At 51.8% G+C, this 26,308-nt stretch carries 22 protein-coding genes; 11 read left to right on the forward strand and 11 right to left on the reverse strand.

All coding sequences use genetic code 11. From position 1 onward, the window contains the following. Position 1: 1 nt before the first annotated feature. Positions 2-661, forward strand: coding sequence for an NAD(P)H-dependent oxidoreductase (locus ACSSVF_RS13670; protein WP_492404160.1), 660 nt, complete (start codon positions 2-4; stop codon positions 659-661). 56 nt (positions 662-717) lie between these two features. On the opposite strand, the gene ACSSVF_RS13675 is transcribed toward ACSSVF_RS13670, so the two are convergent. After that, on the reverse strand, positions 718-1,335 hold the full coding sequence (locus tag ACSSVF_RS13675) for a DedA family protein (protein WP_492404161.1): 618 nt from the start codon (positions 1,333-1,335) through the stop codon (positions 718-720). Continuing rightward, a complete protein-coding gene (gene mfd, locus ACSSVF_RS13680) occupies positions 1,335-4,727 on the reverse strand; it encodes a transcription-repair coupling factor (protein ID WP_492404163.1) in 3,393 nt (1,130 codons plus the stop codon). The genes ACSSVF_RS13675 and mfd overlap by 1 nt, the downstream gene beginning before the upstream one ends. A gap of 173 nt (positions 4,728-4,900) precedes the next feature. Between mfd and rpiA the strand changes: the two genes are divergently transcribed. Continuing rightward, a complete protein-coding gene (gene rpiA / locus ACSSVF_RS13685; protein WP_492404164.1) occupies positions 4,901-5,575 on the forward strand; it encodes a ribose-5-phosphate isomerase RpiA in 675 nt (224 codons plus the stop codon). Between the two features lie 69 nt (positions 5,576-5,644). Further along, on the forward strand, positions 5,645-7,066 hold the full coding sequence (gene mltF / locus ACSSVF_RS13690; protein ID WP_492404166.1) for a membrane-bound lytic murein transglycosylase MltF: 1,422 nt from the start codon (positions 5,645-5,647) through the stop codon (positions 7,064-7,066). A gap of 18 nt (positions 7,067-7,084) precedes the next feature. Here the strand turns inward: mltF and serS are convergent, their stop codons facing one another. The 4 genes from serS to ACSSVF_RS13710 form a co-directional block, all read right to left on the reverse strand. Then, on the reverse strand, positions 7,085-8,359 hold the full coding sequence (gene serS, locus ACSSVF_RS13695) for a serine--tRNA ligase (protein ID WP_492404168.1): 1,275 nt from the start codon (positions 8,357-8,359) through the stop codon (positions 7,085-7,087). Beyond that, positions 8,360-9,685 carry a replication-associated recombination protein A gene (locus tag ACSSVF_RS13700; protein ID WP_492404170.1) on the reverse strand — a complete coding sequence of 442 codons (1,326 nt, stop codon included), beginning with the start codon at positions 9,683-9,685 and terminating at the stop codon, positions 8,360-8,362. 23 nt (positions 9,686-9,708) lie between these two features. Beyond that, on the reverse strand, positions 9,709-10,275 hold the full coding sequence (lolA, locus tag ACSSVF_RS13705; RefSeq protein WP_492406360.1) for an outer membrane lipoprotein periplasmic chaperone LolA: 567 nt from the start codon (positions 10,273-10,275) through the stop codon (positions 9,709-9,711). Positions 10,276-10,384: 109 nt separating this feature from the next. Beyond that, on the reverse strand, positions 10,385-12,697 hold the full coding sequence (locus tag ACSSVF_RS13710; RefSeq protein WP_492404172.1) for a DNA translocase FtsK: 2,313 nt from the start codon (positions 12,695-12,697) through the stop codon (positions 10,385-10,387). 109 nt (positions 12,698-12,806) lie between these two features. Between ACSSVF_RS13710 and ACSSVF_RS13715 the strand changes: the two genes are divergently transcribed. The 3 genes from ACSSVF_RS13715 to ACSSVF_RS13725 all read left to right on the forward strand — a co-directional run bounded on the left by ACSSVF_RS13715 (position 12,807) and on the right by ACSSVF_RS13725 (position 15,099). Next, a complete protein-coding gene (locus ACSSVF_RS13715) occupies positions 12,807-13,271 on the forward strand; it encodes a Dps family protein (protein WP_442586016.1) in 465 nt (154 codons plus the stop codon). A 212-nt stretch (positions 13,272-13,483) separates the two neighbouring features. Next, positions 13,484-14,434: a thioredoxin-disulfide reductase gene (gene trxB / locus ACSSVF_RS13720; RefSeq protein WP_492404175.1), complete on the forward strand. Its 951-nt coding sequence runs from the start codon at positions 13,484-13,486 to the stop codon at positions 14,432-14,434. Positions 14,435-14,550: 116 nt separating this feature from the next. After that, complete coding sequence (locus ACSSVF_RS13725) at positions 14,551-15,099, forward strand: Smr/MutS family protein (protein ID WP_492404177.1); 549 nt, start codon at positions 14,551-14,553, stop codon at positions 15,097-15,099. A gap of 113 nt (positions 15,100-15,212) precedes the next feature. Here ACSSVF_RS13725 and ACSSVF_RS13730 read toward each other — a convergent pair whose 3' ends face one another. Beyond that, positions 15,213-15,839 carry a glycine zipper 2TM domain-containing protein gene (locus ACSSVF_RS13730; RefSeq protein WP_492404179.1) on the reverse strand — a complete coding sequence of 209 codons (627 nt, stop codon included), beginning with the start codon at positions 15,837-15,839 and terminating at the stop codon, positions 15,213-15,215. Between the two features lie 127 nt (positions 15,840-15,966). Beyond that, complete coding sequence (locus tag ACSSVF_RS13735) at positions 15,967-16,629, reverse strand: Crp/Fnr family transcriptional regulator (RefSeq protein ID WP_492404181.1); 663 nt, start codon at positions 16,627-16,629, stop codon at positions 15,967-15,969. A gap of 220 nt (positions 16,630-16,849) precedes the next feature. Between ACSSVF_RS13735 and ACSSVF_RS13740 the strand changes: the two genes are divergently transcribed. From ACSSVF_RS13740 to ACSSVF_RS13750, 3 genes are read left to right on the forward strand one after another with little or no spacing between them, the layout of a single operon-like run. After that, positions 16,850-17,185, forward strand: coding sequence for a metalloregulator ArsR/SmtB family transcription factor (locus tag ACSSVF_RS13740; protein WP_492404183.1), 336 nt, complete (start codon positions 16,850-16,852; stop codon positions 17,183-17,185). Positions 17,186-17,194: 9 nt separating this feature from the next. Then, positions 17,195-17,626, forward strand: coding sequence for a protein tyrosine phosphatase family protein (locus ACSSVF_RS13745; protein WP_492404185.1), 432 nt, complete (start codon positions 17,195-17,197; stop codon positions 17,624-17,626). Between the two features lie 35 nt (positions 17,627-17,661). After that, positions 17,662-18,888, forward strand: a complete 1,227-nt coding sequence (locus ACSSVF_RS13750) for an NAD(P)/FAD-dependent oxidoreductase (protein ID WP_492404186.1) — start codon at positions 17,662-17,664, stop codon at positions 18,886-18,888. Here the strand turns inward: ACSSVF_RS13750 and ACSSVF_RS13755 are convergent. Beyond that, positions 18,885-20,357: a M17 family metallopeptidase gene (locus tag ACSSVF_RS13755; RefSeq protein ID WP_492404188.1), complete on the reverse strand. Its 1,473-nt coding sequence runs from the start codon at positions 20,355-20,357 to the stop codon at positions 18,885-18,887. The two genes, ACSSVF_RS13750 and ACSSVF_RS13755, sit on opposite strands and share 4 nt — an antisense overlap. Before the next feature lie 306 nt (positions 20,358-20,663). Here ACSSVF_RS13755 and aceE point away from each other — a divergent pair, with 306 nt between their 5' ends. Then, positions 20,664-23,333 carry a pyruvate dehydrogenase (acetyl-transferring), homodimeric type gene (aceE, locus tag ACSSVF_RS13760; protein ID WP_492404190.1) on the forward strand — a complete coding sequence of 890 codons (2,670 nt, stop codon included), beginning with the start codon at positions 20,664-20,666 and terminating at the stop codon, positions 23,331-23,333. Positions 23,334-23,390: 57 nt separating this feature from the next. After that, positions 23,391-24,734, forward strand: a complete 1,344-nt coding sequence (gene aceF, locus ACSSVF_RS13765) for a dihydrolipoyllysine-residue acetyltransferase (protein ID WP_492404192.1) — start codon at positions 23,391-23,393, stop codon at positions 24,732-24,734. Positions 24,735-24,781: 47 nt separating this feature from the next. Here aceF and ACSSVF_RS13770 read toward each other — a convergent pair whose 3' ends face one another. Both ACSSVF_RS13770 and ACSSVF_RS13775 read right to left on the reverse strand, forming a co-directional pair. Then, positions 24,782-25,192, reverse strand: a complete 411-nt coding sequence (locus ACSSVF_RS13770; RefSeq protein ID WP_492404194.1) for a gamma-glutamylcyclotransferase family protein — start codon at positions 25,190-25,192, stop codon at positions 24,782-24,784. A gap of 9 nt (positions 25,193-25,201) precedes the next feature. Next, positions 25,202-26,290, reverse strand: a complete 1,089-nt coding sequence (locus ACSSVF_RS13775; RefSeq protein ID WP_492404196.1) for a PA0069 family radical SAM protein — start codon at positions 26,288-26,290, stop codon at positions 25,202-25,204. Positions 26,291-26,308: the final 18 nt, after the last annotated feature.

Consider the following 26,308-nt stretch of genomic DNA (forward strand, 5'->3'; position numbering starts at 1 on the left):
AATGATAGCGCAACAAGCCATCCTGGATGCATTCCAGTTCCGCCATGCCTGCAAAGAGTTTGATGCCAGCAAACAAATCCCCGCTGCAGAATTTGAGTTGATACTCGAATCTGCACGCCTTTCGCCCAGCTCGTTTGGTTTCGAACCCTGGCACTTTATTGTGGTGCAAGACAAAACCTTGCGCGAAAGCCTGAAACAGCATGCCTGGGGCGCACCACTGAAACTGGATACCGCCAGCCATTTTGTATTGTGCCTGGCAATGAAATCACCGTTTTTAAAACCGGATGGTGCTTACCTGCCCACTTTTATGCGCGATGTGCAGCATCACCCGCAAGAAGTGATCGATATGCGCCTGGGTTTTTATAGCCAGTTCAAACAATCCGATTTTGATTTAAGCGATGAACGCAAACTGTTCGACTGGGCCAGCAAGCAATGTTATATCCCGCTGGCCAACATGATGACAGTTGCCGCCATGCGCGGCATAGATTCGTGCCCGATTGAAGGGTTTAAACAGAAGGAAACGGATGCATTGCTGGCTGAAAAATTCGGCGTGAATCTGCAAGAGTACGGTCTGGCGTATATGGTGGCATTTGGTTACCGAAAAACTGAACCCAAGCCGAAAACGCGTCGCGATATCAGCCAGCTAGTCACGTGGAAATAGCGACATCGAAATAACAAACGCCTCAATAAAAAAGCTGCCTATCGGCAGCTTTTTTATTATTCGTGCTCGTTTTTAAAATGCCTGCGCACATACCACACGATAAATACCAGCCCCAGCGCGGCAATTACATAATGAGACTCATGGAAGTAGACTTTCAGGTCTTCCCAATGCTCACCGGCTTTCATGCCGATATAGCCAAGCACCCAGCACCAGATCAATGAGCCGACAAACGTATAGGCGACAAACCGTGTCATGTTCATGCGCGCCACACCGGCCGGAAAGGCAATAAAGGTACGCACGGCTGGCAACAGGCGGGCGATAAAGATAATGATCTCACCGTGCTCGGCAAACCAGCGGTCCGCCATATCCAGGTCTTTTTTGCTGATCAGCACATATTTGCCGTACTTTTCCACCAGCGGACGGCCACCGTACATGCCGAGATAATAGGCAGGAATCGAGCCGACCACGCAGCCGATCGCGCCTGCCAGGGCAATGCCCCACAAGGTCATTTCACCTTTGGTGACCAGGAAGCCGGCAAACGGCATGATGATTTCTGAGGGCAAGGGGATACAGGCAGATTCAATCGCCATCAATAACACGATGCCGCCGTAGCCCATGGTGGAGATCACGCCCATGATCCAGGCGGCGATGGCGGCGAGTAATTTTTCTAACATTAACTAAATTCCTTCAATAACGTTTTAACCAGTTCTACCCGGTGATTCAAATTGCCCAGCTGCACTGTAACACGTAATTTATCCGGCCCATTCATGCGGCAGCGCTTGTCGCGTTGCAATAGATTCACCAGCTTCATCGGGTCGATATCGGCTTTGACATTGAACTGCAACTGGATGGCGGCATCGGAGGCATCGACCTTGATGATACCCAGTGGTTTGGCGGCAATACGCAGACGATGGCAGGCGATCAGCGCTTCACCCGGCTCTGGCAATAAGCCAAAGCGGTCTATCAGTTCTTCCTGCATCACATCCAGCGCTTCATCGTCTTCACAGTTGGCAAGGCGTTTATACAGCACCAGGCGTTCATGTACATCCGGGCAATAGTTGTTGGGCAACAACGCGGGCGTATGCAGGTTGATTTCGGTGGTCACGCCCAGTGGTGAATCCAGGTCAGGCTCTTTGCCCGCTTTGAGCTGTTTCACTGCATGGTTGAGCATATCGGAATACAGGTTAAAGCCTATCTCCTGCATCTCGCCGCTTTGGCTATCGCCTAACAGCTCGCCTGCGCCGCGGATTTCAAGGTCATGCATGGCCAGGTGGAAACCGGCACCCAGGTCTTCCAGCAACTGGATCGCATCCAGCCGTTTTTGCGCTTGTGGCGTAATCGTGCGATGCGGGTCTGTCAGCAAATAGGCATAAGCCTGGTGATGGCTACGTCCGACGCGGCCACGTAACTGGTGCAATTGCGCCAGGCCGAACATATCTGCCCGGTTGATAATCATGGTGTTGGCGGTAGGTACGTCAATGCCGGTTTCAACGATGGTGGTACACAATAACAAATTGGTACGTTGCTGGTAGAAGTCACGCATCACATGCTCTAGCTCGCGTTCACGCAATTGACCATGGCCAATGGCAATCCGCGCTTCGGGTAAAAACTTCTCCAGCTTTTCCTTCATCACATAGATGGTGTCGACTTCGTTATGCAGGAAATACACTTGCCCGCCACGTTTGAATTCGCGCATCACCGCTTCGCGGATAATGCCTTCGGAATATTCGGTATGGAAAGTTTTAATCGCCAGCCGTTTTTGTGGCGGCGTGGAAATCACAGAAAACTCGCGCAGGCCTTCCATCGCCATGCTTAAGGTACGCGGAATCGGCGTCGCGGTCAGGGTGAGTACATCCACCTCGGCACGCAGGGCTTTCATTTGCTCTTTTTGGCGCACGCCAAACCGGTGCTCTTCGTCCAGGATAGCCAGCCCCAGGTTCTTGAATTTCACATCTTTCTGGATCAGCCTGTGGGTGCCGATAATGATATCGATACTGCCATCTGCCAAGCCTTTGAGTGCTTCGGCCTGTTCTTTGGCGGTACGGAAACGTGAGATCTCGGCGATCTTGATCGGCCATTCGGCAAAGCGGTCGACAAAATTCTGGTAATGCTGTTCGGCCAGCAAAGTGGTTGGCACGAGTACGGATACCTGGCGGCCACCCATCACGGCAACAAACGCGGCGCGCAGCGCGACCTCTGTTTTACCAAAGCCAACGTCGCCACACACCAGCCTGTCCATGGGGCGGCCTGATTGCATGTCTTTAATGACGTTTTCAATCGCTTCCAGCTGGTCTGGTGTCTCTTCAAACGGGAAGCCTTCACAGAATGCTTCGTAATCCTGCAGGCTCAAGGTAAACGCATGGCCACGGCGCACGGCGCGTTGCGCATACAGATTGAGCAGTTCAGCCGCGGTATCACGGATCTGCTTGAGTGCTTTTTTCTTGGCTTTTTCCCACTGGCCACTACCCAGTCTATGCAAAGGTGCGCTTTCCGGCGGGCCGCCGGAATAACGTGAGATCAGGAACAGCTGCGATACCGGTACATATAACTTATCTTCGCCGAAATACTCGATCAACAGTAATTCTGTTTCGCCCTCGCCAAAATCGATATTGACCAGGCCTTTGTAACGCCCAACACCATGCTGCTCATGCACCACCGGGTCATCCAGGCGCAATTCCGAGAGGTCTTTCAGCATACCCTCGGCATTGCGTGCTTTTTCCTGATTACGGCGGCGCTGCTGGCGCACGGTGCTGGCATACAACTCAGCTTCGGTGATAACGGCTAACTCACCATCCACAAACCCCTGGTGTAATGGCGATACGCCGAGCATGACTGGAAACTGGCTTTTCTCAAACCCGCCCCAATCCTCAGCCAGTGAAAAAGTCACGCCATGTTCGCTGAATAGTTGCGCAATGGTTTCGCGGCGGCCCAGGCTTTCAGCCGCAATTAACACGCGACCCTCAAACTGGCTGATAAAGCCCTGTAATTTGTGCAAGGGCTGCTCTGCGCGGCGGTCGACTTCCACCGGCGAAATCGTAGTGACGTTTTGTATCTGCTGATGTACAAGCGTAAAGGCATGTGTCTGCTTGAAAAACTCATCGGTTTTTTGCAGCAGGGTTTCTGGCCGCAAAATCGGTTTTTCTGCATCGTAAGCCATCAGTCTATGACGGCTATTGGCATCGGCCCAGAAGGTTTGCGCAGCTTTATCCAGGTCACCATGCAGGCACAGCACGGTTTGCTTGGGCAGGTAATCGAACAGGCTGGCAGTTTGCTCAAAAAACAATGGCAGATACCATTCAACACCGCCGCTGGCCGTGCCCTTACTCACATCCTTGTAAATCTTTGCGCGCTGCGGGTCGCCTTCAAAGTATTCGCGGAACTGGCTGCGGAATAATGTAATTCCGGCTTCATCCATGGGGAATTCGCGCGCCGGCAACATGCGGATCTCACCGACCGGATACACACTACGCTGGGTATCGATATCAAACGTGCGTATGGTCTCGATCTCATCATCGAACAAATCGATACGGTAAGGCAGCGTGCTGCCCATGGGATATAGATCCACCAGGCCGCCACGCACACTGAACTCGCCCGGGCTCATGACCTGGCTGACATGGTGGTAACCGGCCTGTGCACATTGGTTACGCAGGGCATCGACATCCAGTCGCTGGCCTTTTTTCAGCATAAACGTGTGCGCCGCCAGGTAAGCCACCGGTGGCAGGCGCAGCAAGGCCGTCGCAAGTGGCACAATCACCACATCACTCTGGTTCTGGCTGAGCTGGTATAGCGTGGACAGCCGCTCGGAGATCAAATCCGGGTGCGGGGAGAACACATCGTAAGGCAGTGTTTCCCAATCTGGCAGCAAATGGACTTCTATGCCTTTACCAAAATAGGGAATCTCATCCATCAGACGCTGCGCTTCAAACGCATTGGCGGTTAAAATCACCAGCGGCGATTGTGTTGCTTTTAAACCACAGGCCAATTCGGCCAGCGCTTTACTGTCCAACCCCTGACTGTGAAAAGAAAAACGTTGGGGATGTCCGACGACGGGAAGTGAAACTGCCATAAAAGAATAAAATCTTATTGCTCAGGTTAGGTGAGTAGTTCTTGGCGAATCTGCCGAGTTTGCTATTATAACTGCAAGCGTCCGCTGACTGTACCGGCATTATAATGAGACGCTAGAGCGATTACGGTGCACAGACACGAAGTTTGTGGGTAAATCCGGCACGGAGAAAACATATGAACGATAAACAGGCCGTCGCGCTAGAAGCAGCCAGCTACGTCAAGAACGATATGATTGTTGGGTTGGGCACAGGTTCCACCGCCAACTATTTTATTGAGGCATTAGCCACCCGCCAGCAACAGGAAAACCTGCGCATCACTACGGTTGCCAGCTCCAATATCAGTATGATCAAAGCCCAGTCTGTTGGCTTAACCGTACTGAGTTTGTCGCAATTAAGCCAGATTGACCTGTACGTGGATGGCGCTGACGAAATCACCGACGACAACAGCCTGCTGAAAGGCCGGGGCTACGACCTGGTCATGGAGAAGCTACTGGCAAAGGCCGCGAAAGAATTTATCGTAGTGGCAGATAAAAGCAAACTGGTCAGCCGTATCGGCGAAAATTACCCTATCCCGATTGAAGTGATGCCATTTGCCTGGCAAGCAGTAAAACGTAGCATAGAAGCGATGGGTGGTAGCGGCGATCTACGCCCGAATGCGGCCAAAGATGGGCTCAGTATCACCAGCTATGGTAGCCTGGTACTTGATATGCGTTTTGACGCCCAATTAGATAGCCATCAATTAAATGCTTTGCTTAATAATATTCCCGGTGTGGTTGAGCATGGCATTTTCACCAAGCTGGCAAGCAAAATTCTGATTGCCGACCAGGGCAAGATCGAAACGCGGGCTTAATCGCTTTTTTGCTCCTGACTTATGCGTTTTCTCACCTGTATTTCCACGCGTCCCGCATGGCAATGGTTGTTGATTACCTGTTTATGCGGTGGGCTGCTGGCCTGTAACGAGCCGACCACGCCCAGGCAACCCGTGCAGGAAAAACCGAAACCAGACCCTCACACTATCCGTTTTGTCACCATTAACAGCCCGGACACCTACTTTATTGATAGCCAGAACAATTACGCCGGACTGGAATATGACCTGGCCAAACGTTTTGTCGATTTCCTTGGCCCGCCTTACAAGCTTGAGTTCATTGTGGTGGAGAGCTTTGATAAGGTTTTCCCCGCCCTGATGCGCGGCGATGCTGATATTGCGGCGGCGGATATCAGCATTACCGCCTCGCGTAAACGCCAGTTCCTGTTTGGGCCAGCCTTTAACCAGGTGCAGTCCATGGTGGTGTATAACCGCGACCAGAATAGCGAACCCGCCAAGCCAGATGCATTACTCAATAAGAGAGTTGTGTTGCCAAAAAGCACCAGTTTTGTTGAACGCATGCGCGAATTGCAATCGCAACATCCGCAACTGACCTGGCGCGAAACTGAAAAACTCAGCTCTGAACAATTGATAGAAGCCGTCGCGCGTAATGAAATCGACTTTACGGTGGCGGATAACCATTTGCTGGCCATCATGCAATATCTTTATCCGCAACTGGATGCCGGACTGATGCTAGGGCCGGTCGATAAAATCGCCTGGGCCCTGAATAAATTTTCCGGCGAAGAAAAACTGAAACAGGTACAGGCGTTTTTCAAGAAGATAGAAAAAGACGGTACTTTGCGTAACCTGCTTGATCGATATTACGGCCACACCAAACGCCTGAAGCAGGTAGATGTAGCGACTTTCTTAAGCAAATCCAATACCTTATTACCCAGATATACGCGGCTGTTCAAAGGCGCGCAAGAGGTGACGGACATAGACTGGCGCCTGCTGGCAGCGCTGAGTTACCAGGAATCACATTGGGATAATTACAGCACTTCACCAACCAATGTACGCGGTTTGATGATGCTCACCGAGCAAACCTCCAACATGATGAATGTGACCAATCGGCTGGACCCTCAACAAAGCATTATGGCCGGCGCCAAGTTTTTGCTGTGGCTGAAAGACCGCCTGCCAACGCGCATCCCCGAGCCGGACCGCACTTTTATGACACTGGCCGCTTATAACAATGGCGTTGGCCACCTGGAAGATGCGCGCATCATTGCGCAACGGCTGGGGCTGAACCCGGACAGCTGGGCGGATGTGAAACGCGGCTACCAGCTATTGAATGACCCCGAGCATTACGTGCATGCCAAGCATGGCTACTGTAGCTGTGGCGCGCCGGTGATTTACACCGAACTGGTGCGCAGCTATTACCAGATCATGCAGAAATACTATCCTATTTATGAGCCTGGCCTGGACCCATACAAGATCGCAGATAACAAAATGCCCTGGTTGTTAGCCAGGGCAGAGTGAAATACTTTTCTTTTCAGATTAAGCCGTAATCACGGCCTTGCCGCCCATATAAGGCTGCAACGCTTTCGGGATAGTCACGCTACCATCCGCATTCTGGTTATTCTCAAGCACCGCCACCAGCGTACGCCCTACTGCCAAGCCTGACCCATTCAAGGTATGCAGCAACTCAGGCTTGCCATTGGCATTCCTGAACCTGGCCTGCAAACGACGTGCCTGAAAAGCCTCACAGTTAGACACAGAAGAAATTTCACGGTAAGTATTCTGCGCAGGCAACCAGACTTCCAGATCATAGGTCTTGGCTGCGCCAAAGCCCATATCACCCGTACATAATGACACCACGCGATAAGGTAATTCTAAGGCCTGCAACACGTTTTCGGCATGGCTGACCATTTCTTCCAGCGCCTGGTAACTGTTTTCAGGGTGCACAATCTGCACCATCTCGACTTTATCAAACTGGTGCTGGCGGATCATGCCTTTGGTATCGCGGCCATAAGAACCAGCCTCTGAACGGAAGCAAGGCGTATGCGCCGTCAGTTTGATCGGTAGTGACTCCAGCGCCACGATCTCATCGCGCACGGTGTTGGTTAAGGTGACTTCAGAAGTCGGGATCAGGTACAGCTTGCTATCGTTATGCGGCGTGACAAACAGGTCTTCTTCAAACTTTGGCAATTGCCCGGTGCCAACCAGCGTCTCGCGGTTAACCATATATGGTGTATAGCATTCGGTGTAACCATGTTTTTCGGTTTGCAGATCCAGCATGAATTGCGCAAGTGCACGGTGCAACCTGGCAATCTGGCCTTTCATCAAGGTAAAACGCGCCCCTGACAATTTAGCGCCGGTATCGAAATCCAGTCCTAACGGTGCGCCTACATCGGCGTGGTCTTTCACTGCAAAATCAAAACTACGTGGCGTGCCCCAACGACGTGCTTCCACGTTTTGCGTTTCATCATGACCGACAGGCACGCTTTCATGCGGCAAGTTAGGCACATTCAGCATCAATGCCTGCAGTTTGGCCTGTACCTCGTTCAATTGCGCTTCAGCAGCTTTTAATTCATCACCCAACCCAGCGACTTCCGCCAGGATCGCGCTGGCATCTTCCCCTTTGGATTTGGCAATGCCGATCTGCTTGGACGCGGCATTGCGTTTAGCCTGCAGGTTTTCAGTGCTGGTCTGTATGGCTTTACGCTCTGCTTCCAGCGCTTTAAATACATCCGCCGGAAAATCAAACTTGCGCGCTTTCAGGCGCGCGGTGACATTGTCCAGATCGTTTCTAAGTTGTTGTATATCTAACATTTATTTTTTCGCTTTGCTGTTCAGGTATTCTTGATCTAGTGCTTGTAAGTGGTTGAGTTTTTCGCTTATTTTACCTTCCAATCCACGCGATGTGGGCTGGTAAAACGATTGCGCGGGTAAATCATCCGGGAAATACTGTTCACCGGCGGCATAAGCATTCGGCTCATTATGCGCATAGCGGTATTCTTTACCGTAATCGAGCGCCTTCATCAGTTTGGTTGGCGCGTTGCACAAATGCAAGGGCACCATGCGTGATTTATCCTGTGCCACAAAGGCCTTGGCCTGATTGTAGGCCATATACGCGGCATTGCTTTTAGCCGCCACCGCCAGGTAAATCACAGCATTACTGAGGGCCAGCTCGCCTTCTGGTGAGCCCAGTCGCTCATAGATCTGGATGGCTTCCAGAGCGATGGTTTGCGCTTTGGGGTCAGCCAGGCCGATATCTTCCACCGCCATACGTACAATACGCCGCGCCAGGTAGAGCGGGTCGGCACCGCCATCCAGCATGCGTACAAACCAGTAGAGTGCCGCATTGGGGTTGGAACCGCGCACCGACTTATGCAAGGCAGATATCTGGTCATAAAACGCTTCGCCGCCTTTATCAAACCGGCGCAACTTGCTGGCCATGCTCGATTGCAAGAATGCATCATCGATCGTCTCTATCTTGGCCGCCAAAGCACCGTTGAACAGCCCTTCGGCAAAGTTCAGCAAGCGTCTGGCATCGCCATCGGCGTAATCTAATATCTGTTCTTTGACCTTATCGTTCAGGGTGATCTCTGGTGCCATTTTGAGGCGTGCGCGTTCAAGTAACTCGGCGAGCTCATCTTCAGTCAACGCCGTCAGCACGAACACCTGTGAACGGCTCAGCAAGGCACTATTCACTTCAAATGAAGGGTTTTCGGTCGTCGCGCCGATAAAGGTGATCAGTCCGCTCTCGACAAAGGGCAAAAACGCATCCTGCTGGCCTTTATTGAAGCGATGGACTTCGTCTACAAACAGAATGGTATTGCGGCCGGTTTGCTGCAATGCCAGTTCGGCGCGCTCCACCGCTTCGCGGATATCTTTTATACCAGACAACACCGCAGACAAAGGCACGAATTCAGCCTCGGCCGTTTGCGCGATCAGGCGTGCCAGGGTGGTTTTACCGACGCCCGGCGGCCCCCACAAAATCATGGAAGGTAACTTGCCGGATTCAAACGCGCGCCGTAAAGGCTTGCCTTCGCCCAGCAAATGCGTCTGCCCAACCACTTCGTTCAGTGTTTTCGGGCGCAGTTGCTCGGCAAGCGGGACGGAAGAAGGTGTTTGTGGTTCAAACAGGGATGACATATTGCCTGTGTAGTGGTGATGGTTTATTCACCAACCACATCTACCCCTTTGGGAACGGTGAACAGGAACTGCGAAGTATTCAATGACGGATTCACTTCTACATTAGAGAACACAATGTGCGTGCTTTGCCCAAACGCATCCACCAGGCGCATTTCGGCCAGCTTGCCGTGGTCAAAGGAAATGATCACCACCTGAAAGCCGCTGTCTTTTTGTTTGGGCTTGGCTTGCACGCGTTGCAGGCCCTCATAATCAACCAGGCGAGACAAACGGAAGCTCTCTTCTACATTGGGCCCGCCTGCCAGCAAAGCGGCCGGGCTGGTGCCTAGTACTTTATCGACTGTACGCACACTCACCTGCTGCAAATCCACATCAAACAAAAACACCTGGCGGCCATCGCTGATGATCTGCTGTTCGTAAGGTTTCTGGTAATCCCAGCGGAATTTGTTAGGGCGCTGCAATAACATATTGCCATTGACCTCCTGCAGCTTGCGGCCCTTTTGGTCGAATACCGTTTGCTTGAACAACGCGCGCATGGATTGTGTGGATTGATAAAAATGCTTTAAATCATCCACGCCATCGGCATATACCATGGCTGAAGAACTCAAGCCGACCACTAATGTGGCTACGCCTAGCGGTGTGCTAAACACTGAAAAAAACCTGGCAGCCCATGTGCGGCCTGGCCACTGCTTACCTAACATATTACTCATGGTCACCTCCTGCTTTCACTAATACTTCACGGTTACCATTACTTTGCATCGCGGATACCAAACCTGCACGCTCCATATCTTCAATTAATCTTGCCGCACGGTTATAACCTATTCGCAACTGGCGTTGCACGGACGAAATAGACGCACGGCGGGTTTTCAGCACAATGGCAACCGCCTCATCATACAACGGGTCTTTTTCGCCACCGGCATCGTCGCCACCCAACACACCATCGATGTCACCACCTTCGGTCTCATTGGTCAGAATACCCTCGATGTAATTAGGTTCACCCTGCGCCTTGAGGAAATTAACCACATTGTGCACTTCGCCATCGCTGACGAATGCGCCATGGATACGTTGTGGGTAGCCGCTGCCTGGCGGCAGGTAAAGCATATCGCCCTGGCCCAGCAAGGTTTCCGCACCCATCTGGTCCAGAATGGTACGTGAGTCTATCTTGCTGGATACCTGGAAAGCCACCCGTGTCGGCACATTGGCTTTGATCAGGCCGGTGATCACATCCACCGATGGACGCTGTGTCGCCAGCACCAGATGGATACCGGACGCACGTGCTTTCTGTGCCAGGCGGGCGATCAACTCTTCCACTTTCTTACCCACCACCATCATCAGGTCGGCCAGTTCGTCAATCACCACTACGATCAGTGGCATTTCATCCAATGGCTCCGGCGCATCCGGTGTCAGGCTGAATGGATGCGGGATAGAAGTCCCTTGTTTTTTTGCGTCCTGTATCTTCTGGTTGTAGCCTGCCAGGTTACGCACACCCAGGGTGGACATCAGTTTATAGCGGCGCTCCATCTCCGCCACACACCAGTTCAGCGCATTGGCGGCCTGACGCATATCCGTGACAACCGGTGCCAGCAGATGCGGAATCCCTTCATACACAGATAACTCCAGCATTTTCGGGTCGATCAGTATCATGCGCACACGATTGGCTTCTGATTTATAGAGCAAGCTCAGGATCAGCGCATTAATCGCGACAGATTTACCGGAACCGGTGGTACCTGCGACCAGCACATGCGGCATTTTGGCCAGGTCAGCCACAATCGGCTTACCGGCAATATCTTTACCCATGGCAATGGCAATAGGCGAATTCATATCGGCGTAAGCCTGGCTGCCCATGATTTCAGACAGCGACACAATCTGGCGTTTGGGGTTAGGGATTTCCAGCCCCATATAACTTTTACCGGGGATGGTTTCGACTACCCGCACGCTGATTACAGACAATGCTCGCGCCAGATCCTTGGACAGGTTGGTGATCTGGCTACCCTTGACGCCTGGAGCCGGGTCCAGCTCATAACGGGTAATCACCGGGCCAGGCTGGGCGAGCACGACTTTGACTTCGATCCCAAAGTCCATCAGCTTGCGTTCTATCAGGCGTGATGTGAAATCCAGTGTTTCTGCTGATTGCAGCTCCACCGATTGATTAGGCACATCCAGCAAATGCAGTGCGGGCAGGCCTTCCTGCTCAATGGCTTCAAACAATACGGTTTGTTTTTCTTTAATCACCCGTTCACTCGGCACTACCAGTACTTCAGGCACGGCAATTTCTACCGGTTTGCGGTCTTCCACGCGCTTGCGTTCAGACTCGACAAACTCTTCACGCGCCTGCAAGGCCTGGCGCCCCACTTTGCGGTCTTGCCAATCCTGGAATTTCAGTGTGCTCCATTGGTGAAAGTGGATTACCCACTCGCCCAGGCGCTCGCTCATGCTGATCAACGACCAGCCGGTAAACAGGCTAAAAGCGGTGGCAAACAACACCAGCAACAACATGGTAGAACCGGCAAAACCAAACATATTGCGCAACAAATGATCAATACCACTGCCGATCACGCCGCCCTGTTTTAATGGGAAGTCGGCAGGAAAGCTGACCAGGTGGCCGGATTCAAGCGCGGCTGAAGCCAACAGTAACAAGGCGAAGCCTACACCGTTTAACCACCAATCCTGCCTTTCGATGGCATCGAGATGCAGCCGCTCATACATCAGCCACACGATGTAAAAGGCCAGCACCACAAACCACCAGGAAGAAAAACCGAACAGGGATAGCAATACATCAGCAATCCAGGCACCGACTGTGCCACCAGCATTGTGAATAATGTCATGCTCGCCGATCGCATGTGTCCATCCCGGGTCCTCATGCGAGTATGATGCCAGTATCACTGCCAGAAATACGCCAAGTGCTGCCAATGCAATCCAGCTGACTTCGCGCAGCAATTTGGCATCGCGCAGCTGCTTTTCTGTCGACACTTTTTCCAAACGGGCATTGGATACATTTTTTTTATTAAAAAACAATGCGTTATCTCTTTCTTTACGCAAGTGAACTTAAATGATTATAACAAAATCAAATTGCACACAGGCGATCTAGCTTTTAAAATACATTCAACGACAACAAGGAGACATCATGGATATTGGTATTAATAATAAAGACCGCCACGAAATTGCAGAGGGCGTATCAAAACTGTTGGCAGATACCTATACTTTGTACCTGAAAACCCATTACTTCCATTGGAATGTCACTGGCCCGATGTTCAACACCCTGCACCTGATGTTTGAAACACAATATACCGAGCTGGCATTGGCAGTCGATCTGATCGCCGAGCGTATCCGCTCACTGGGCGTGCATGCGCCAGGCACCTACGCGCAATTCTCCAAACTGACTTCTATTGAAGAAACTGTAGATGTGCCGAAAGCACAGGACATGATCAGCGAACTGGTGGCTGGCCATGAGGCAGTCTGTCGTACCGCGCGTAGCGTGTTCCCGGCTGCAGAAAAAGCGGCTGATGAAGCCACAGCGGATTTGCTGACCCAGCGTTTGCAGTTACATGAGAAAACTGCATGGATGTTGCGTAGCTTGTTGGAAAAATAAGCGACGCAAGCGGTTTTCGGCGAAGGCTAACTCGGCGCAGCCGATGTTAAGTAAAACGGCCGCAGCCAAAAACCCCTATGCGTAGCCTGTTGGAAAAATAATTCTTTGCCATACAAGTAATATTTAGTACCTGAATTTGGGGATGAAAGCTTGCAACAAGTGATTTCATCCCCATTTTATTGAATAGATTAAACCAAAAAAGAAAGAAAAGTATGGCTACCAAGCATGCGCGTTTATTGATTCTAGGCTCCGGCCCTGCCGGTTACAGTGCAGCCGTTTATGCGGCCCGTGCCAATTTAAGTCCGGTCCTCATCACCGGCCTGGCACAAGGTGGCCAATTGATGACGACGACTGAAGTGGATAACTGGCCTGCGGATGCTGACGGCGTGATGGGTCCAGAGTTGATGGAGCGTTTTCAAAAACACGCCGAGCGTTTCAATACCGAAATGATTTTTGACCATATCCACACCACGCACCTGAAAGAAAAACCGATCCGCCTGGTGGGTGATAACGGTGAATATACCTGCGATGCGTTGATTATCGCCACCGGCGCCTCAGCCAAATACCTGGGCTTGCCTAGCGAAGAAGCGTTTGCCGGTAAAGGCGTGTCTGCTTGTGCAACCTGCGATGGCTTTTTCTACCGTAACCAGGAAGTGGCCGTGATTGGCGGCGGCAATACGGCGGTGGAAGAAACCTTGTATTTATCTAATATTGCCAGCAAAGTGACGCTGGTGCATAGACGCGATAAATTCAAAGCGGAAGCTATCCTGGTCGATAAACTAATGGAACGCGTGAAAGAAGGCAAAGTGGTGCTGGAGACTTTCCATACCCTGGATGAAGTGCTGGGTGATAACACTGGCGTCACCGGCATGCGCGTGAAGGACGTCAACGCTGGCACGACCAAAGATGTGCCATTGAAAGGCGTATTTATTGCAATTGGTCACCAGCCAAATACTCAGATTTTTGAAGGCCAGCTGGAGATGGAAGGCGGCTACATCATTACCCAGGCCGGTCGCCAGGGTAACTTTACGGCCACCAATATCCCCGGTGTATTTGCAGCCGGTGATGTACAGGACCATATTTACCGCCAGGCGGTAACCAGTGCCGGTACCGGTTGTATGGCGGCACTCGATGCTGAGCGCTACCTGACCAGCCTGGAATAAACGGCAAATAATCAGGACAGGCAGTCAATCTGCCAAATCGAAGCGCACCCAGGTGATTATCCAGGGTGCGCTTTTTTCTTTTAGAATGCAGGCTTGAACTAGTAGAATATATCGCCATGACCAACGACGTGCCGAATACAGAGGATGATGACGACATTCACCTGTTCCATGAAGCAGTCAAAGGCGCACGTCCTGTAGCACCCAAGCGTATCCTGCACACGCCTAAAAAACCCAAACCGATCCCGCGACAGCTGATCCGTGATGAACAGCAGGCGCTGATCGATTCCTTAAGTGACCACTATATTCCCGCGCATGAACTGGAAAGCGGCGAAGAACTGCTCTATTTGCGCGATGGCCAATCGCCACTGGTATTGAGTAAATTGCGCCGTGGTCACTGGGTAGTGCAAGCCCATATCGACCTGCATGGCCTGATCAGTGATGAAGCCAGACTGTATGTGTCCGAGTTTATTGCAGATTGTAAAAAGCGTGGTTTGCGCTGCATACGCATTGTGCATGGCAAAGGCTTAGGCTCAAGAAACAAAGAGCCGGTACTCAAACACAAACTGCGCAACTGGCTGATGCAAAAAGATGAAGTCATTGCCTATGCGCAGGCCAGGCAGACAGATGGCGGTAGCGGTGCTGTGATTGTGCTGCTCAAAGCATAAACGCGATCCCGGCACAGGATCGCGTTTCTATTTCACAAAACAATTAAGTTTAAGGCCATACAGGTGAAAGCCATCCAGGTGAAAGCATAGTATTACCTGATGACGGCCTTGCTTTACTCCCAATAACGACGTGGTTTATGTGCCCCGTGCCCTTTGATGGCTTTTGAGCGGTAATCAGACTGGCGATAAGCCGCCGGCCGATACACAACAGGTGCCGGCTGAATCTGGGTGTAATGCGGCCTCATGACTACAGTCACATCCATCACCGGGCCTGGGTCCCTGTCCATCAGCGTACTGTACTGACGGCCCTGGTATTCATAATTCACCATATAGCCAGTGGTCACGGTTTGCCATTGGTCAACCACCACACACTGCTCAACCGGGCGTGTCACAACGCGCTCATAGCCGTAGGTATTCTGGTTGCCTACCCGGTCACCAACAATCGCGCCGACACCGGCGCCCACTGCAGCGGCGGCAACGCGGCCACCGCCTTTACCAATGGTGCTACCCAGCAGGCCGCCGGCCACACCACCGATAATGGCGCCCGTGTTAGAGCGTGCAGGTTGCTCATAGACGCTTTCACGCACATAGCCAGTGTGGCATTCCTGGCGTGGCTGGTTGATCTGCTGCACTTGCGGGCTGACAGACAGCACTCTGGCCCGGTCTATAAATTGCGTATCAGCAAACGCCACTTGGCTGGACGCCATCAATACCACACTTAATCCTATCAGTTTACGCATTCACTTTCTCCTCTCAACAGCCTGCTTGATGCAGTTATTTCCATAACGTGCATTCAATCACGGCAGATGACTGGTGAATGTATCGATCTGTGGCGGATTTGTATCTTTGAAGATACAGGCACAGCATTTATTGGCTGCTGTTGGCCAGTTTGAGCAATTCGCCGCGCTGCTGGATTTCAATCACACCGCGGCCCATGGTCAGCCAGCCTTTCAGCTCAAGACGCTTTAACTGGCGGCTGATGACTTCCCGCGCTGTGCCCAGTTCATCGGCAATCTGCTGGTGTGTACGATGAATGTTGTTATTGCCGATATCCAGCAAACATTTGGCCAGGCGCGCATCCAGCGTCTGGAAAGCCACTTCATCCAGCAACACGATCAAATCGCTGATCAGGGCGCCATAGTTCTGCATGACGTATTGCCTGAATACAGGCGAATCTATCATCAGGCGCTGGAAAATCGCATCTGGCACAATCACATCTTCAATCGCTTCTTCCACAATGGTGGAAGCCGGATACTGGCTATTGCCTAACAAACAGGTGGTGGTGATGACACAGGTTTCACCGGCGCCCACGCGGTAGAGCAGGATTTCGCGGCCGCTGGCAGACATTTTATAGACGCGCGAACGGCCTTTCAGGCGTAGCACATAGCCGCCACAATGATCACCTTCCTGATAACCAATGGTGCCAATCGGCGCTTCCACAATACGTGCGTACTGCAACAATAATTTTTTGCACGGTTCCTCCAGCGCTTCCAGCTCAGGAAAAAGACTCATCCATGATAATGATTGCATACTGTACTTTTGCCCCTATTGGTTTTTTGTTTATATCTGTATCAATGTATCAGTCAACATGAAGTCACGCAGAAAGAACCATGACAGACTTTTATGCGATAAACTTTATCATAATTGATACATTAATCGTCATGACGGTGAATCGATATGACAGGCGGATGATTCAATTACATCAATTCATACAATATAAAAATAATGTTTTTCATAGGGGTAGTATGCAATGTCTGAGATCACAGCGAATATTTTTGAACAGTTGAGAGCATCGGCCGACCAGGCCAGCAGTCTTTTAAAGGTGATGGCCAATAGCGACCGGTTGATGCTGCTATGTCAGCTTTCGCAGGGAGAAAAATCCGTCAGCGCCCTCGAAAGCAATTTGAATTTACGACAACCCAGCCTGTCACAACAGTTAACCGTGTTACGCGAAGCACAACTGGTGATTACCCGGCGTGAAGGCAAAAATGTGTTTTACCGCATCAGCAGCCCGGCGGCGCTGGCAGTCATCCAGGTATTGCACAGGGAGTTCTGCCAACAGGCAGTCCGTTTTGAAAGCGCTTAGGAGTCAAGTATGGAAGTCAAACAAATAGACCCGCGATTTAGCGTCGCAGGCCAATTAAATGCAGCTGATCTGCAAGAAATAGTCGACCAGGGATTTAAGCTGGTGATTAACTTTCGCCCGGATGGCGAAGGCGGTGACGCTCAGCCAGCCAATGCCGCACTGGCAGAAAAAGCACAGGCACTTGGCCTGCATTACGCCTACATCCCTGTCGTCCCTAACCAGGTCCAGGCCAGCGATGTGGATCAATTACGCACCTTTTTAACACAACATACAGGTCCGGCGCTTGGTTTCTGCCGCACTGGCAACCGTGCCAATACGGTTTACCAGCAAGTGCTGCAGTCAAGCAATCAGGGTTACGGTGCCAGCAAACCCGCCTGTTGCCAGCCACAAAATACGCCTGAAAACCTGTCGTCACGTGTATTGGGCTGGATTAAACGGTAAGATTGGCAAAACCAACCTTATGAGCATTGAAACTTATGAATAATACTTCTTTCGAAGTAGTCATCGTCGGCGGCGGCAGCGCAGGCTGCGCTATGGCTGCCAGCCTGAAAAAGCGGTCACCTTCCCTGAAGATCGCCATTATCGAACCTTCTGACCAGCATTATTACCAACCTGCCTGGACTTTGGTCGGTGCCGGCGAGTTTGATGTAAATAAAACCGCCAGGCCCATGGCACAAGCGATTCCCGATGGGGTGACCTGGTTGCAGACAGCAGTGACTGCGTTCAATCCGGCTGAAAAACATGTCACCACCGCCACACTAGGCAACATCGAGTATGCGCAACTAGTAGTGGCCGCTGGCCTGAAACTGAATTGGGAAGGCATTAAAGGCCTGACGGAGACCCTGGGCAAACATGGTGTCACTTCCAATTACCGCTTTGACCTGGCGCCTTACACCTGGCAACTGGTACAGGAATTGCAATCAGGTGTCGCTCTTTTCACGCAACCACCCATGCCTATCAAATGCGCAGGTGCTCCACAAAAGGCGCTTTATCTTTCCTGCGCTGAATGGCTGGGCAAAGGCAGGTTAGGCAAGATCAAGGCATCTTTCTATACGTCAACACCCGCCTTGTTTGGCGTGAAAGAGTATGTAGAGCCGTTGATGCAATATATCCGCCGTTATCAGGTGGACCTCAACCTCAATACCACGCTGGTAGAAGTAGATGGCCCGGCAAAAACTGCCTGGTTCAATGTAAAAGATGCGGAAGGCAATGTCAGCCGCATCAGCAAATCCTTTGATTTATTACACGTGGTGCCGCCACAAACCGCTCTGGATTTCGTCAAGCAGAGTCCGCTCGCGAATGCGGACGGCTGGGTTGAGGTCGACCAGCACAGCTTGCAGCATGTGAAATACCCCGAGATTTTTGGCGTAGGCGATTGCACCAATACGCCGAACGCCAAGACCGCAGCTGCCGCACGCAAGCAGGTGGTGATCGCAGCGGAGAACCTGTTGGCGCAACGTGAAGGGAAACCGTTACCCTCACGTTACGATGGCTATGGTTCCTGCCCGCTAACGGTGGAAAAAGGAAAAATCATCCTGGCCGAGTTTGGCTATGGCGGCAAGATTGTGCCGACTTTCCCCTGGGATTCGACCAAGCCACGCCGCTCAGCCTGGTGGCTCAAGAAATATGTTTTACCCTGGCTGTACTGGAACCTGATGCTCAAGGGGCGTGAGTGGCTGGCGCGCTGTGGCGCCTGCGGTTAGGCATTCACGCTATTTTCTGCCAGAAAATCCTTTAGCCACTGCAAGGTCAATGCCACGCCAAACCCATTGACCTCGCTGGCGACTGCGCCCAGGCCATCTTTGTGTGTATAAGAAGATAGATCGACATGACACCATGAGATATCGCCTTCAATAAACTTGCCGAGAAAGCGCGCCGCGATGATATGGTCAGCGTCGCTTTCCATGGTGCATTGCTTGATATCGGCGATCTCGCTATCCAGCTCACTGTCATAATCTTCGGCATAGGGGAAAGCCACCACGCGCTCGCCACTGGCAATACCGGCAGCCACCATCTGTTGATTCAATTGAGCACGATTGGCGACGATACCACTCATGCGTGAACCCAATGCCGTCTGCATGCTGCCGGTCAGGGTCGCGTAATCGAGCATAACGTCAGGTTGATCACGACTGGCTAATGTGAGTGTATCAGCCAGCACCATACGTCCTTCAGCATCGGTATGCACGATTTCAATGGTCATGCCATTGAGTGCAGTCACCACATCATTCTGTTTATAGGCATTGGGCCCGATATGGTTTTGCGCGATCGCCAGCCAGCAATCAATATTCACCGGCAATTGCTGCTCGCTGATGGCCTGCAACACACCCACCGCCACCGCACTGCCATTCATATCCTGATGCATGCCCTGCATATATTTGGCTGACTTTAAATTATGCCCACCGGTATCAAAGCAAATGCCTTTGCCGACCAGGGCAATGGTTTTTTGTGCCTGCGGGTGCCTATAAGATAATTTGACGATAGCGGCGTCTCGCGGGTCTGAGCCTTGCGCCACAGCCAGAAATGCACCTGCCCCCATTGCTGAAAGCTGGTCACAATCCCATTCTGTATATTGCCAGTGCTGCCCAGTGGCCAGTGCCTGCAAGCGTTGGCGGTAAAGCTGGGGCGTTTGCTGGTTGGGTGGCGTGAGCGTGAGTGCGCGGGTCAAGGTATTGCCTGCCACCGTGGCCTCGACTTCGGCAATCCATGGCAGTGTGCTGACACCAAAGACACAGATATTTTTCAGTTCATTAGATTTCGCTTCTCGCTTTTGCACGGGCAGGTTCTGGGCATTCACAACTGCCACATAGGCCACTTGGCGGGCAATTTGGCTAATGCCTTCATCTTTCCCGACAATTGCAATCGCCAGGCTTTGCGGACGCTCATCCAGCAAGGGTTTCACCGCTTGCCTGAGCAGTGTCAGCTGTTCAAATACCGACTGGTGCATTTGAATCTGTACTGCACTTACCAGCGCCCCGTTCGCCAGTTCCAGCGTCAATGGTTTTTCAGCGATGTCCTTTAAAGACTGCTGGCTGCGTTTCAGTTTATAAGCCAGCGCCTGTTGAAACGGGATGGTTTCAGGCAGGGCATCCACAAATACCAGTAACAGATGCTGGGAAAAATCCAGCATGGTGGATTCGTTTACCTCGGAATGATGGGTCCAGTTAATCAGCATAAAGTCAGAAAACACTCTTATATAAAATATCAAATAAACGTAGCAAATACCTGTAGTTAGGCATTGTTAATTCATGCAAAACTTGACCAAAAGCAGCAAAAAAGAGACACTTACGGCTGATTGAAAGGTTGGCTTCCCGCATCACTATGAGGAAGCGCAACGTGATACCATTAAAATAACAAGTATCCGATTTCGGAACCCCTTCTTGGTAATCAACAATTGCTCAACTCCAGGCACTGCTACTTGGTTTAGTACCCAGCCCTGGATTATACGCACAGCGACTTAAAACTCGGAGAATCCTCACGCATGGCAACGCATTCGCAAGCACACCTCAATGAAACTGATGCTCAAGAAACCCAGGAATGGTTAGACGCACTCAGTGCAGTAATTGAGAATGAAGGGCCAGAACGTGCCCACTTCCTGCTGGAAGCAATGATTGATCAGGCCCGCCGTTCAGGCGGCCATTTGCCGTACAAAGCAACGACTTCTTACGTCAACACGATTCCCACGCACCAACAAAGCAAGCTACCTGGCGATCCTGAAATGGAGCGCCGTATCCGCGCCCTGATCCGCTGGAACTCGATCATGACCGTGCTGCGCGCGAACGAAAAATCGCCTGGCATTGGCGGTCATATCGCCAGCTTCCAGTCCGCAGCGACGTTGTATGACGTTGCTTTTAACCATTTCTTCCGCGCGGCGAATGAAAGTTTTGGTGGCGACTGTGTATATTTCCAGGGCCACTCATCACCAGGCGTTTATGCGCGTGCTTTCCTTGAAGGCCGCATCACCGCAGAGCAGATGGATAACTTCCGCCAGGAAACCGGCGGCAATGGTCTTTCCAGCTACCCTCACCCATGGTTGATGCCTGATTTCTGGCAGTTCCCTACCGTCTCTATGGGCTTGGGCCCATTGGCAGGTATTTACCAGGCGCGTTTCCTCAAGTACCTGCATAACCGCGGCATTGCCGATACTTCCGACCGCAAGGTATGGGTATTCTGTGGCGATGGCGAGATGGATGAGCCTGAATCACAAGGCGCGATCTCACTGGCTGCGCGTGAAGGCCTGGACAACCTGATCTTTGTCATCAACTGTAACCTGCAACGGCTGGACGGCCCGGTACGCGGCAACGGCAAAATCATCCAGGAGCTGGAATCCAATTTCCGCGGTGCTGGCTGGAACGCGATTAAAGTCATCTGGGGCTCTTACTGGGACCCGCTGTTGGCCATGGACAAAGACGGCCTGCTGCGCAAACGCATGGAAGAGTGCGTCGATGGCGAATACCAGAACTTCAAGCAAAAAGGTGGCGCTTACACGCGTGAACACTTCTTTGGCAAGTATCCTGAGTTGCGTGAAATGGTGGCAGCGATGTCTGACGCCGATATCTGGCGCCTGAACCGTGGCGGTCATGATCCGCACAAAGTCTACTCAGCCTACCATGCAGCTGTGAACCACAAAGGTCAACCAACCGTGATCCTGGCTAAAACCGTGAAAGGTTACGGTATGGGCGACGCGGGCGAAGGCCAGAACACCACCCACCAGCAAAAGAGCATGGACATTGCGTCACTGAAAGCTTTCCGTGACCGTTTTGACCTGGCACTGACAGACGAACAGGTTGAAAGCCTGTCTTACTACCATCCTGGTGAAGATAGCCCGGAAATCAAGTACATGATGGAACGCCGTGCGGCTTTGGGCGGCTTTGTGCCTGCCCGTAGACGTAAAGGCAACGAGCTGACCGTACCTGAGCTGTCAGCCTTTGAAAACATGCTGGGCGCGACTGGTGAGCGTGAAATCTCCACCACCATGGCGTTCGTGCGTATCTTGTCTACCCTGGTGCGTGACAAGCAAGTCGGTAAATATGTCGTGCCTATCGTGCCGGATGAGGCGCGTACCTTTGGTATGGAAGGCATGTTCCGTCAATTGGGCATTTACTCTTCCGTTGGCCAGCTGTACGAGCCACAAGATTCTGACCAGGTGATGTTCTACAAAGAATCACAAAGCGGCCAGATTCTGGAAGAAGGCATTAACGAAGCCGGTTCATTTGCCAGCTGGCTGGCTGCTGCCACGTCTTACAGCGTGACCGGCACCCAGATGATCCCGTTCTATATCTACTACTCCATGTTCGGTTTCCAGCGTATCGGTGACTTTGCCTGGGCCGCTGGCGACAGCCGCGCACGTGGCTTCCTGCTGGGTGCCACTGCCGGTAGAACCACCTTGAACGGTGAAGGCTTACAGCACGAAGATGGCCACAGCCATTTGATGTCAGCCACCATCCCGAACTGCGTGAGCTACGACCCGACCTTTTCTTATGAGTTGGCAGTGATCATCCAGGAAGGCATGCGCCGCATGGTGCAAAATCAGGAAGATGTGTATTACTACATCACCCTGATGAACGAAAACTACACGCACCCTGCCATGCCTGAAGGCAGTGCCGAAGGCATCCTCAAAGGCATGTACAGCTTCAGTAAATCCAAAGCCAAAGGCCCGAAAGTGCAATTGATGGGTTCAGGCGTGATCCTGCGTGAAGTTATTGCCGCCGCCGAATTGCTGGAAAAAGACTGGGGTGTCTCTGCTGATATCTGGAGTGTCACCAGCTTTACTGAACTGCGTCGTGAAGGCATTGATGCCGAGCGCAAAAACCTGCTCAACCCTGAAGCCAAACCGACACTGAGCTATGTGGCGCAGTCGCTGGCAAAAGCTGAAGGTCCGGTGATTGCATCTACAGATTACATGCGTTCATTTGCAGACCAGATCCGTAACTTTGTGCCTAACCGCTTTGTAACACTGGGCACCGACGGTTATGGCCGCTCTGATTCACGTGAGGCACTGCGTAGCTTCTTCGAAGTGGACCGTTACTACGTGGTTCTGGCAGCCTTGAAAGCCTTGGCTGATGATGGCAAATTACCAGCCGGCAAAGCGACTGAAGCGATCAAAAAATACAATATCGATATCAGCCGCGCCAACCCAACAACGATTTAATAAGTGACACCGCTACTGCATGCGATGCGGTAGCGCGTTTTTATAAAGGTTTAATACATGAGCTTAAAAGAAGTTCTGGTACCAGATATTGGCAACTTTGACACTGTAGACGTCATTGAAGTCCTGGTCAGCGTAGGTGACACGGTCGCCAAAGAAGACTCTTTGATTACCGTTGAATCTGACAAAGCCTCGATGGACATCCCCTCCTCTTTGGCAGGCGTGGTCAAGGAAATCCACATCAATGTGGGTGACAAAACCAAACAAGGTGCCCTGATCATCACGCTGGATACCGCTGGCGAAGCAGCCCCTGCTGAGAAACCAGCGCCACAACCAACGGCAACGCCAGTAGTGGCAACGGTTAAAGTCGATGAAAAAACAGTGGCCATCCCCGAGCCTAGCCGCCCGGTCGCCGAAGCACCAAAAGTCGTGCAACCACAATCCACGCCTAACCCGGTGGCAGAATCCAGCGTAGGCACGTCCGGCAAACTGGCGCATGCCAGCCCTTCCGTACGTAAATTTGCGCGTGAGCTGGGTGTGAACCTGTCATTGGTCAAAGCCACCGGCCCCAAGAACCGCATAGTACAAAGTGACGTGCAAGGCTACGTTAAAGGCGAGTTATCCAAACCACGTTCAGAAAATATGGGCGTAGGTACCGGTTTAAGCACATTGCCTATGCCAGTCATCGATTTCAGCCAGTTTGGTGCGATTGAAAGCAAGCCGCTGTCACGCATCAAAAAACTGTCCGGCGCCAACCTGCACCGTAATTGGGTGACTGCTCCGCATGTGACGCAATTTGACGAAGCGGATATCACTGACCTGGAAGATTTCCGTAAATCCATGCTGGTGGAAGCGGAAAAGCGCGGCGTGAAACTGACCCTGCTGGCTTTCCTGATGAAGGCAGTGGTCAATGCATTACGCACTTACCCTAACTTCAATGCTTCGCTGTCGCCTGAAGGTGATAGCCTGATCCTCAAGCAATACTACAATATCGGTTTTGCCTGCGACACGCCTGATGGCCTGGTCGTACCTGTAGTACGCGACGTCAACCAGAAAGACGTCATGGACATTGCCCGCGACCTGGCTGACCTGTCTGCCAAAGCACGCGAGCGTAAATTGAAGGTTGAGGAGATGCAAGGCGGCTGCTTTACCATTTCCAGCCTGGGCGGTATCGGCGGCACCATGTTCACCCCTATCATCAATTGTCCTGAAGTGGCGATCCTGGGTGTTTCCCGTGCAGCCATGCAGCCTGTTTACAACAAAGAGTCTAATGGCTTTGATCCACGCCTGATCATGCCGCTGTCACTGTCATATGACCACCGCGTGATTGACGGTGCCGATGGTGCCAGATTCACCAGCCATCTGCGTGTGATGCTGAGTGATGTGAGAAGGTTGTTGCTGTAATTTTTAATAGATAAACACAAAAGGCGCTTTTAGCGCCTTTTGTATTTTTAAGCTGGCAGCCGCATTTTCATAAAATCCCCTGCTTTGATCAGCACCTTATCCGCGACTGACCATTGATAAAGGTAAATCCAGGCGTGTAAGGTGACATTACCATCAATGGCATCAATACGTGCGATGACACGTTGATATTCAGCAGGTTGCGCATGCTGTGCACTACATTCTTCATAGGCATCTAACATCACTAGCGAAGCTTCGGCGTCATGTAAGCTGTAAACTTCACCGTAGATACGCTCATTTGCATCAGCAGAAGCAACCACACCCGGATAATCGCTGATCTGGTACATACGGCCACGAAACCAGCCATAGGAGACGAATTCAGCGTGCGTGGACAAATACACAGCCATCGGATTTGAATGACCTTTACGCAGCGTTCCATACACAAATAGTAAATCAGACATGCGTAGATATTAAAACAGCGCTAGCTGCGCGTTGCTGGGCTTGTGCCGCCATGATTCTGGTACCGCAAACAAATCCGTGCGAAAGCCTGTCCGCTCGCCAGACATCCCTAGCTTGTGGCAACTCAGCTTGAAGCGGTTAGCCAGCAAATCTGCAAAAATGCCTTCTCCGCGCATGCGTTTGCCAAAATCACTTTGATAGCTCTTGCCGCCCCGGCTTTGTTTCACCAGGCTCATGACATGTGCAGCCTTTAGGGGAAAATACTGCTGTAACCATGCTTCAAATAAGGCCGTCAGTTCGTGCGGCAAACGTAGAAACACATAACCGGCTTTTCTGGCACCTGCCTGATGCGCTTTTTCCAATATCTGTTCCATATGATTATCGGTCAACGCCGGAATCACTGGCGCAACCATCACTCCGGTAGGAATGCCCGCTTCGCTCAGTTTGCGCAAAGTCTCAAATCGCCGCTCAGGAGCAGCGGCGCGCGGCTCCAGGCGGCGGGCAATCTGCCGGTCTAATGTTGTAATGCTGAGATAAATGCTGACAAGGCCTTTGGCAGCCATAGGCGCGATCAGATCGATATCGCGTTCGACTAATGCTGATTTGGTGACCAGACTGAAAGGATGATTGGCCTCGCTGAGCACCTGTATCACTTGCCGTGTCAGCTGGTATTCGCGCTCTATGGGCTGGTAGCCATCAGTGTTCATGGCCAGTGAAATCGGTGCGCATGTGTATTTTGGATGCGACAATTCCTTTTTAAGCAGCGCGACGACATCTGGCTTCATCAGTAACTTTGACTCGAAATCCAGGCCAGGCGATAAGCCAAGATAGGCATGGGTCGGGCGTGCGTAGCAGTAAATGCAGCCGTGTTCGCAACCGCGGTATGGATTCAGGGTGCGATCGAAAGGAAGATCTGGTGATTGTATGTAGTTGATGACGGACTTGGTTGCATCCAGCATGACTTCAGTGCGTAAGGCAGGCGCCTCTTCATCCAGGCTACCCCATCCATCATCCAGCGACTCACGTGTGCAGGAATCAAAGCGGCTGACCTGGTTGCTGCTGGCGGCGCGACCTTTATAAACAAGCGGTTTTTCATTCATCGAAATAGCATTCCTGAA

The sequence above is a fragment of the Methylophilus sp. E2MeOHC9 genome (assembly GCF_058744375.1).